This window comes from Deltaproteobacteria bacterium (genome assembly GCA_029210625.1).
In the GTDB taxonomy this organism is placed as follows: Bacteria; Myxococcota; Myxococcia; order SLRQ01; family SLRQ01; genus JARGFU01.
Genome location: JARGFU010000003.1, coordinates 269,932 through 277,781 on the forward strand (window position 1 = coordinate 269,932; position 7,850 = coordinate 277,781).

7 protein-coding genes are annotated in these 7,850 nt (G+C 72.2%); 4 read left to right on the forward strand and 3 right to left on the reverse strand.

The features are described from left to right. Positions 1–411: 411 nt before the first annotated feature. Together P1V51_04635 and P1V51_04640 are read right to left on the reverse strand one after the other, a co-directional pair. Complete coding sequence (locus P1V51_04635; protein MDF1562305.1) at positions 412–1,695, reverse strand: hypothetical protein; 1,284 nt, start codon at positions 1,693–1,695, stop codon at positions 412–414. Then, positions 1,692–2,654 carry a hypothetical protein gene (locus P1V51_04640; protein ID MDF1562306.1) on the reverse strand — a complete coding sequence of 321 codons (963 nt, stop codon included), beginning with the start codon at positions 2,652–2,654 and terminating at the stop codon, positions 1,692–1,694. Before P1V51_04640 ends, P1V51_04635 begins: the two co-directional genes overlap by 4 nt. A gap of 246 nt (positions 2,655–2,900) precedes the next feature. On the opposite strand from P1V51_04640, the gene P1V51_04645 reads away from it, so the two are divergent. Genes P1V51_04645 through P1V51_04655 form a run of 3 tightly spaced genes read left to right on the forward strand, consistent with a single transcriptional unit; the run spans position 2,901 to position 6,852 of the window. After that, positions 2,901–4,586: a hypothetical protein gene (locus P1V51_04645; GenBank protein MDF1562307.1), complete on the forward strand. Its 1,686-nt coding sequence runs from the start codon at positions 2,901–2,903 to the stop codon at positions 4,584–4,586. After that, on the forward strand, positions 4,583–6,163 hold the full coding sequence (locus P1V51_04650) for a hypothetical protein (GenBank protein ID MDF1562308.1): 1,581 nt from the start codon (positions 4,583–4,585) through the stop codon (positions 6,161–6,163). Before P1V51_04645 ends, P1V51_04650 begins: the two co-directional genes overlap by 4 nt. Further along, positions 6,160–6,852: a hypothetical protein gene (locus tag P1V51_04655; GenBank protein ID MDF1562309.1), complete on the forward strand. Its 693-nt coding sequence runs from the start codon at positions 6,160–6,162 to the stop codon at positions 6,850–6,852. The genes P1V51_04650 and P1V51_04655 overlap by 4 nt, the downstream gene beginning before the upstream one ends. A 4-nt stretch (positions 6,853–6,856) precedes the next feature. On the opposite strand, the gene P1V51_04660 is transcribed toward P1V51_04655, so the two are convergent. Next, on the reverse strand, positions 6,857–7,384 hold the full coding sequence (locus P1V51_04660) for a cyclic nucleotide-binding domain-containing protein (GenBank protein MDF1562310.1): 528 nt from the start codon (positions 7,382–7,384) through the stop codon (positions 6,857–6,859). A gap of 264 nt (positions 7,385–7,648) precedes the next feature. Here P1V51_04660 and P1V51_04665 point away from each other — a divergent pair. Further along, positions 7,649–7,850: thrombospondin (locus P1V51_04665; GenBank protein ID MDF1562311.1), on the forward strand; the 202-nt coding region annotated here is incomplete at its 3' end.

Sequence of the window (7,850 nt, forward strand, 5' to 3'; positions counted from 1 at the left end):
GGGATAGGCCATGGGGTGGCCCATGGGGTGCATGGGAGGCCGAGAGATTCGCCTGTAAGTGATTACAGTGGCTTACGCGAGATGCCGACCTGGCGGCTCTCCCGTCTGATATTCGGCTGGCACCTATCGAGGCACCTATCGAGGGGGCCTGTCAGGGGAGGCGCGGGCTCGGCTCCGGGGGTGCTCACCTGGGCCTCGAGGGCGCCAGGCCGAGGAGCTCCGGCGTCGCAGCCTGAAGCTCGGGAGGCGACCGGGGCAGGCGCCCGGGCGGCGCCGGAGGGGCGGGGGGCCGGCCGAGGGGTCGCGCTGTCACTCACAGGGGTCACGCAAAAAAGCTATTACGTGACAGGCTCTTTTGCGAGAAAACTAACGCAGTAGGAGAACGTTGTTCAGCGTCTGAAAAGGCAGCCCTCAGGCCGACTGGCAGACGTTGTCGACGCAGGGCGCGCCGAGGCAGTCACTGGAGGAGACGCAGTCCACGCAGAGGCCATTGGAACAGACGTTCAGGGTCTGATCGGTGCAGTCCGACTGCTGGAGACACTGGATGCATCGGCCGTCGGTGCAGAAGAGCGCGCCGTTGATGCAGGTGCTGATGTCTCCGCCCTTGCACTCGGAACAGGTGCCGTTGTTGCACACCGGGACGGTCGGATCGACCTGCCAGCAGTCGTCGTCGATGGTGCAGGTCAGCCCTGCGTCTCCCAGGCCCCCGTCGGTCCCGGCATCCAGGCCCCCGTCCGCCCCACCGTCCCAGCAGGTCCCCGAGCCCGTGTCGCAGACTCCGCCGTTCGGGTGACCCTGGCAGTCGCCATCGGTGACGCAGTAGATGCAGGTCCCCGACACGCAGGTGGGGCCGTTGGGGTCGGTGATGCAGTCGGTATCGGTGAGGCAGACCCCGCCGCCGTCGGAGCCTGCGTCGAGGCCGCCATCAAGGCCGCCGTCGGTGCTCCAGGCGCAGGTTCCCTGGTCGCACCAGTCCCCGGTGGTCCCATCGCAGTCTCCGGAAACGACGCACTGGACACAGGCGAAGCTCACCGTGTCGCAGACCGGTCGGGCGGGATCCGCGCTGCAGTGGGACGCGGCCGTGCACTCGACGCAGGTCGAGTCGAGGGGATTGCAGACGCTGCCGGCGACGTTGCCGTTGCAGTCCACCGCATCCCGGCAGCCGACGCAGAGCTGCCGGGCGGTGTCGCAGTAGGGGGTGTCTCCGTGACAGTCGTTGCCCTCGATACACCCCACGCAGATCCGCTGGCCCGGGTCGCAGGCTGGCAGGAGAGGGTCGGAGCAGTTCAGGTTGCCCAGGCACTCGACGCAGGTCCCGTCGGCGTCACAGTAGGGCAGGGTCGTGTTGCAGTGCGCCTCCTCGAGGCAGCCGACGCACTGGTCGAGGATCGTGTCGCAGTAGGGCGTCGCACCGCTGCAGGATCCGTTGCAGGGGGGCTGGCCCCCGTCGCTCCCGCCCCCGTCGGTGCCACCCCCGTCGGTTCCCCCGTCTCCGGGATCCCCGCCGTCGGCGATCGCGACACAGATGCCCTCGGGAGAGCAGATCTCCCCGGCCAGGCAGGGGTCGGTCTCACCCTCGACGAGGTCGCAGCGGTAGAGGTCGGCCGGCTGCAGGCAGGCGAAGGCGAGCGGGACGAGGAGGACCGCGAGGAGGGGGAGGGCCAGCTTCCGGAGCAGCTCGATCGTCGGGCTCATGGTCCACCCCAGCGCGCGGTGAGGGTCGCCTGGGCGCCCCCGGGAAGAGGAAGCAGGGCCGCCTGCACCGGGGCGCCGCCCGTCGGAGAGCCGAAGCTCACCCCGCCGATGATCGCGCCGGCGCCCAGGGCCATGAGCAGCACCCCGATGCGCTCCCCGTCGAGGACCCGGCGGGCCTCGGTCCGGGAGAGCAGGTCGGTGGTCACCGGGGCCACCCCCGAGGGCTCGTCGAGCCAGCTCTGCCAGAGGTCGGCGGCCTCGTTGTGCCGGCGCATCCGGTCGGCGTTGATGCCCCAGACGCTGCCGCCGCCGGCCACCAGGAGGGTGCCGGCGCCCAGGCCCAGCCAGAAGGTGATCTGCCTGCCCTGCTGCTGGCTGCGGGTGAGGCGGGGTGCCGGCCGCACGGCGGGGGCCGGGGCCTCGCCGCCGGGCTCGGGGGTGGCGCTGGCGGTCGTCGCCTCGCTGCGGGTGGGGGCGGGGACGGCCGCGAGGAGCTCCTCGGCGGCCGAGCGCAGCTGCCTCACGAGCTGGGTGTCGTCGCTGGCCTCGCGGGTCGCCCGGGCGAGGGTGCGCGCGTCCTCGGTGTGGATCAGGGCGAGCTGGATCAGCCAGGTGCCGCCGACCTGCGCCACCTGCGGCCGCAGCAGGTAGGTCGCGCCGAGGGCGCCGCCGATCTCCGCGAGGCAGCTGGTGTCGGCCTCGCAGCCCATCAGCTGCTTGCGGGCCTCGAGGCCCAGGAGCGCCTCGATCTCGGAGGGCATCACCGCCCGGACGTGATCGGTGCGCGAGAGTACGTCGGCCAGGACCAGCTCGAGCCCCTCGACCTGCGAGCGATCGATGTTGCCGCTGGTGCCCAGCTCCATCACCGCCATCGCGATGCGGTCGTCGTCGGGCTCCGCGCCGAGGGCCGGACCCACCACCGTCAACGCCAGCACGACCCCTGCGAGCCGCGGCCTCACCCTCCTCCAGTTCCTCATTCGATCCAGAGGGTAGCGCTGGTGGATGCTCCACGCCACCGGCATCGAGGCGTCGAGAGGGCCACGACAGAGCTGTCAGCCTTTCGCCGGCCGCGTGGGGGGGGGAACCGGGGGGAAGCGACCGGAAATCCAGCGTTTCGGGCCCACGGCGATCATGGATTGTGACTTGCATCACGGCGCACCGAGGAAGGCCTGGCGCAGGTCGCGCCGGCCGGGAGGAGGCTAGAGATGCTCTGGAAGCGAAGGGCGGCGCCGGTCGCCGTGATCTCCACCCTGGCGCTGGCTGCCGGGCTCGCCGGCGTCGCGGCCTGCGGCGCCGGGGATGCTCTCGGCGGTGGGGAGTACGATCAGGGCGCCGACGGTGGCGCCAACTTCGAGGGGCTGGAGTGCAGCACCGACCTCGACTGTCCCGCGGGCCTGGTCTGCCAGACCGAGCACTGCGTGAGCCCCTCCGACGGCCGCCCGCCGGAGGTGGAGGAGACGCGCTCCTTCCTGGCCCCGGCGGCCTCGGCGGATCACGTCTTCGTCCTCTCGCCGAGCGAGAGCACGGTCGCGGTGATCGACGCTCAGTCCCTGGCCATCGAGACGGTGCCCCTGCCCGAGGAGCCCCTCGCGCTGGCGCTGCTCGACGCCAGCGAGACCCTCGTCGTCCTCTCCGGGCGGGGAGAGGCCCTCTCGGTGGTCGAGCCCACCCTCGACCCGCCACGCCTCCTCTCCCAGCCGGTCGGGCGCCGCTTCCCGGCCCTCTCCCTCTCGCCCGACGGCGCGTGGGCGCTGCTCTGGACCCCGGATGGTCACGCGATCGACGCCGGCGCCGAGGGGATCGTCTCGCTGGTCGACGTCGACGCTCTCGCCGCGGGCAGCCCCGCCCCGGTCCTGGAGCGGGCGGCCGGGCGCCGCCACACGGACGTCTTCTTCCGCCGGGAGGGACTGGCCTTCGTCGAGGCCGTGGTGGTGGGCTCCGAGGAGGTGGCGATCATCGATCTGGTCGATCCCGCGGCCTCGCCCCTGCCGGTGCGCCTGCCCCTGCCCGACGACTACACGGACCTCTTCTCCCGGGAGGTGGTGCCGGTGGCCGGAGGCGCCACCCTGCTGGTGCGCAGCTTCACGTCCCCCGATCTGCTGATCCTCGACATCGCCGGCCGCACGACCACCACCCTGACCCTGCCGGCGGTGCCCACCGATCTCGACGTCTCGGCCGACGGTGGCCTGGCCGTGGTGGCCCTGCGCGCCATCGGCGAGGTGGCCTGGCTGCCCCTCCCGGCGGGGCTCACCGATCCGGGCCTGCTCCAGCGCGCGGCGATCACCGAGGTCCCTCCCGGGCAGGTGACCCTGGCGGAGGACGCGAGCTTCCTCGTCGCCTTCACGACCTCCGAGCCGAGTGAGGCCCTGGCCTGGGTCGAGCTGGCCACCGGGCAGGTGAGCGTCTTCGACCGCCTGCAGAAGTGGGTGCGCACCGTGGGCATCGCGCCGGGCGGCGGCCGCGCCATCGTGCTGCACCGGCCCGATCCCGACTCGACCGTCGCCGATCCCTACGAGCGCGAGGTGGATCTCGACGAGGGCTACAGCCTGGTCGATCTCGCCGGACCCTTCGCGCAGCTCAAGCGGACGGCGGGGATCCCTCCCCGCACCATGGTCTTCACCCCCGACGGCCTGCACGCCGGGGTGACCCTGCGGGACGGGAACCGCGGCCGGATCGACGCGGTCGATCTCGAGACCCTCGTCACCGACACCCTGCCGCTCGCCTCGGGGCCGCAGTTCTCCGGGGCGCTGCCCGCGGGCGCGGCCGGCGCGGACCGGATGTGGGTCACCCAGGATCACGCCGCCGGGCGGATCTCCTTCGTCTCCCTGGCGGAGCGGGTGGTGCGCACGGTCACCGGCTACGACCTCAACGCGGAGATCGAAACCCCATGAGGAAGCTCACGTACTCGATCGTCCTGGCTCTCTTTTTCGTCGCGACCTTCAGCGTCGCCTGCGATCCCCGCGAGCCGATCTGGCAGCGGCCCCTGGCCACCGTCGGCCCGCTCTCGGTCGAGGGCCGGCTGGTCTTCCTGAACCGGACGACCGGGCAGGTGATCGCGCTCTCGCCGGAGACCGGCGTGCTGGCCCACGCCGTCGGGGAGCGCCCGCGGACGATGGTGGCGATGCCGGGCGGGGTGGGGGTGATCGCCGGCACCGGCGATGCTCCCCTCTTCGACCGGATCGATCTCGCGGACGGCGCCCGCGACCGGGTGGAGCTGCCCGCCCCCTACGATCGGATCTGGGTCTCCCCCTCGGGCGCCCACGCCCTGCTGACCTTCGACCCCAACGCGCCCCAGGCGCCCGGCGCGGTCCCCGCCCGGAACAACAACGAGGTGGGGGTGGTGGAGCTCGCCACCGGGCAGGTCGAGCAGCTCCTCCTCCAGACCGAGTCCCTGGCCCCCCGGGAGGTCGTCTTCAGCGATGACGGCGCCCTGGCGGCCGTCCTCCTCGACTCCGCCGTGGCCCTGATCGATCTGGTGGCCGAGCCCGCCGAGATCGTCACCGTGCCCCTGCGGCTGGGGGACGGCTCCCTCCTCGGACCCCGCAAGGGCCTCTTCGCCCCTGACGGCGGCCACCTCTACCTGCGGGTCGACGGCAGCCCCGACGTGCTCACCCTGGAGATCGCCCGCGGCGCCGGCGCGCTGGGCGCCTCGGTGAACTTCCTCTTCGTCCCCGACGCGGTGGCCCTAGTGGACATCGCCCGGGTGGAGGGGTGGGGCGATCACGTCGCCGCCCTCTTCTGGCGGACCGAGGGCGCGACCCTGGCGCTGCTGGAGGCCAGCGGTGACACCTCTCGCGGGCTGGAGGTCCAGCTCTCCGAGCGGGCGGGGAAGATCCTCGACCTCGGTGGAGGCCACCTCCTGGCCTGTCAGGCGCCGGTGGGCCGCGCCGGCTCCTCGAGCCGCTACGTCGCCGCCTGGAGCCTGGAGACCGGCCGCCTGGACGAGGACGCCCTGCTGGGCACCTACCTCGGGGAGCCGAGGCTGGGCGCCGGGAGGGTCTTCTTCTCCCACGGCCCGGTGGCGGTGGATGGCCAGTCCGCGGACGGGGCCATCACGGTGCTGCGGGTCGAGGAGGACGAGCTGCGCCTGCGGGTGCGCCTCTCGCCGGTGGTGCTCGGTGGCGCCGGGACCCTGGCCGCGGCGCCGCTGCCCGACGGCTCCCTGCTCACGGGCGTGCAGGCGCCGCGGGCGGACAGCGGGGCGCCCCCGGACCTCGACGGCGCGCGGGGGGGCGAGGTGGCCTTCCTCCTGCCGGTGAGCGCCGAGGGGCAGCCGGGGGAGGGGATGGTCCTCGACGAGCGGGTCGAGCAGGTCGGGGTGACGGGCGACTTCGCCTGGGCCCTGCACCCCGGTGAGGTCGGTGACGTCACCCTGGTGCCCCTCGCCGACCTTCAGCGGAACGCCGCCCGGCGCTACCGTGCCTTCCTCTTCACGGGCCTCACCGGGGCCGAGGAGCTCGCGCGATGATCACCACCCGACTTCTCCGGGTCCTGCTCGGCCTGACCCTCGCCCTGCCAGCGAGCATGGCGCTGGGCGAGCTCTCCCTGGGCTTCTCCTCCGGCGGCGCGATCGTGACGGCTCCGGAGTTCGAGCTGGTCAGCGACGGCGAGGGGATGCCGGCCCTCGGCCTGCGGGCCGGCCTCGAGCTGGATCCGAGCTTCGAGGTCCAGCTGGGCCTGGGCTACTCCGGCGCCCGCGCCCCGCTCTTCGGCAACCAGTACGCCGGGCTGCGCCTGCTCACCCTGGAGCTCACCGCGGGCTACCACCTTCCCCTCTGGAGCTTCCTGGGGACGGGGGTGCGCCTGGGGATCCTCGGCGACCTCGGGCGGCTGCAGATCGAGTCGTACAGTGACTACGATCGCTTCCGGGGCTGGAGCGCCGGCTTCGGGCTCGTCGCCCTGGCCGGCCTCGAGTGCCGCGTGCCCCTGGAGTCCCGGCGCCTCGACGGGGCGCGCCGCCCCAGCGGGCAGACCTTCCGCTTCGGGGTGGAGGCCGGCTACCGGTGGCGCCCCGCGGCGATGCCCTTCCACGATCTCGACCGCAAGACCGCCCGCGAGGATCCCGAGATCCAGCGGATCGCGCTGGAGGGCTTCGACGCCGGCTCGATCCGCCTCTCCGGTGCGGTGGTCCAGCTCACCGCGGGCATGAGCTTCTAGACGATCAGCACTTGGGCTCGGAGCGCACGGCGTGCAGGCCGATCTGCGTGATCTCCGAGTCCTCGTCGTCGTCCACCAGATCGATCACCCGCCCGGTGGTCTGCCGCAGGCGGCGGCAGAGCTCGCGGTTGATGTTCTGGAGGATCAACACGTAGGCCTTCACGTCTTCCTTGTAGAGGCGGTAGAGGTCCATCCCGGTCAGCTCGTGGACGCGGGCCTCGGTCTGGACCTCGATGGAGTAGGGGCGGGGGTGCATCTCGATCAGCGAGGTCTCCCCGAAGAAGTCCCCGGGCAGGAGGCGCATCAGCTTCACCCGGCAGCCGTTGGTCTTGGCCTGGCAGGCCACCAGCTCGCCGCGCTCGATGACGTACATCGCCTGACCGCGATCGCCCTCGTGGAAGACCTCCTCCCCGACGGCGAAGCGGCGCTCCACCAGCCGATCCATCACGCGGCCGAGCTGATCCTCGTTCAGCCCCCCGAAGAAGGGGGTGCGAGGGAGGAAGCGGTGCAACCAGGCTCGGCGAGCGTCCATCCTCTGATTCTATAGCGTGGCTCCGGGGTCCTGAAGTCGCTGGCTCGACTTTCCCCCGACCCGGTTCGCGGGTGAGGGGTGCTCCACGCTCCGGCGTATGGTTCACCCCCCACTTCCAGGGCGCCGGCGAGGGGGCCCGCCGGCGTTTGTCCCTCATTTCGGCAGGTTGGAGGTGGAGGTGAGGTGGGCACACACATTGCACACACCCTCCCACGAATACCCACCGGAACCACTCGGTCGCAGGTTCCCAAAGGAGACAACCCGATGAAACGCTTCTTCGCCATCTTCACCTTCGCAGCGTTCGTGACGCTGCCCAGCCTGGCGCTGGCCCAGAGCAACCCCGGCTACGAGTGCGACGACCAGTTCGGCGCCTGCGGCACGCCCGAGCAGAGCGGCGGCGGCGGCGGCGGTGGCTGCGGCGGCGGCGGCTCGATCCTCGTGAACAACACCGACCTCGGTGACACCT

Bases quoted from the DNA above. Each gene is read 5' to 3' on its own strand.
- P1V51_04660 (MDF1562310.1), bottom strand. From the start codon at position 7,384: ATGGACGCTCGCCGAGCCTGGTTGCACCGCTTCCTCCCTCGCACCCCC.
- P1V51_04635 (MDF1562305.1), bottom strand. From the start codon at position 1,695: ATGAGCCCGACGATCGAGCTGCTCCGGAAGCTGGCCCTCCCCCTCCTC.
- P1V51_04655 (MDF1562309.1), top strand. From the start codon at position 6,160: ATGATCACCACCCGACTTCTCCGGGTCCTGCTCGGCCTGACCCTCGCC.
- P1V51_04645 (MDF1562307.1), top strand. From the start codon at position 2,901: ATGCTCTGGAAGCGAAGGGCGGCGCCGGTCGCCGTGATCTCCACCCTG.
- P1V51_04650 (MDF1562308.1), top strand. From the start codon at position 4,583: ATGAGGAAGCTCACGTACTCGATCGTCCTGGCTCTCTTTTTCGTCGCG.